Origin of the sequence: Bacillus sp. AP50, from assembly GCF_040492675.1 — a bacterium.
Classification (GTDB): Bacteria; Bacillota; Bacilli; order Bacillales; family Bacillaceae_G; genus Bacillus_A; species Bacillus_A cereus.
Map to the genome: position 1 here is coordinate 1 of NZ_JBEUTW010000770.1, position 1,093 is coordinate 1,093.

Below are 1,093 nucleotides of genomic sequence, written 5' to 3' on the forward strand. Positions count from 1 at the left end.
AATTTGAAATTAGTAATGTATTACCGAATCACAAAATGAAAGAGAAATTATTTAGAGAAAATAAATTGAAAATAGATATTGATATAGAAAAAGATATTTTCAATTATAGCAGAAAAAATATACAGAAAATAGAATTTATGCCAGTTAATCGGCTAATTTCTCAAAGTGAAATTGACGGAATAATAGGAACTTTAAAAGAGGTTTTACCGACAGGTCAATTCACAAGTGGACCATTTTCTAAAAAATTAGAAGAAGTAATTGGGGACTATTTAAACAAGAAGTTTGTAATTGCAACAAGTAGTGGGACAGACGCACTTATGGTGTCTTTGTTATCTATTGGTATTCAGCCAGGCGATGAAGTGATTATGCCAGCTAATAGTTTTGCTGCTACTGAAAATGCAGTGTTAGCAATTGGAGCAAAACCTGTATTTGTAGATATTGATCACAAGAGTTATTGTATTGATCCACTTAAAATAGAAGAAGCAATAACCCAAAAAACAAAATGCATTTTACCTGTTCATTTGTATGGTAAACAATGTGATATGAAAAGAATTCGTGAAATTGCAGATGTTTATCAGTTAAGAATTATTGAAGATGCATGTCAGGCTATTGGTTCCTCAAACCTTGGAGAATATGGAGATATTATTATTCTGAGTTTTAATCCATATAAAAACTTTGGTGTATGTGGTAAGGCGGGTGCAATAGTTACTAATAATGAAAATCTTGCAATTCGTTGCAATCAATATAGTTATCATGGATTTGAAGTTGATAAAAAAAATAAAAAAGTATTAGATTTTGGCTTTAATTCTAAAATTGATAACCTTCAAGCAGCTATTGGTTTAGAGAGAATTAAGTTCCTATCGTATAACAATTTAAAGAGAGTATTTTTGGCTCAACGATATATACGCAATTTAAAAGAATTAGAGGATAGAGAATTAATAAAGCTACCTAGGATGACAGAAGATAATGTTTGGCATCTTTTTCCGATTAGAATTATAAATGGAAGAAGAGATGAGGTGAAAAATAAATTGTACCAGTTGTATAACATTGAAACAGATATTTATTATCCAGTATTATCTCATAAACATAATAC

1 protein-coding gene is annotated in these 1,093 nt (G+C 29.6%); it reads left to right on the plus strand.

The window, feature by feature from the left end:
• Nucleotides 1-1,093, plus strand: a 1,093-nt coding sequence (locus ABWK52_RS29350; RefSeq protein ID WP_353772380.1) for a DegT/DnrJ/EryC1/StrS family aminotransferase, incomplete at both ends; no start/stop codon positions are given.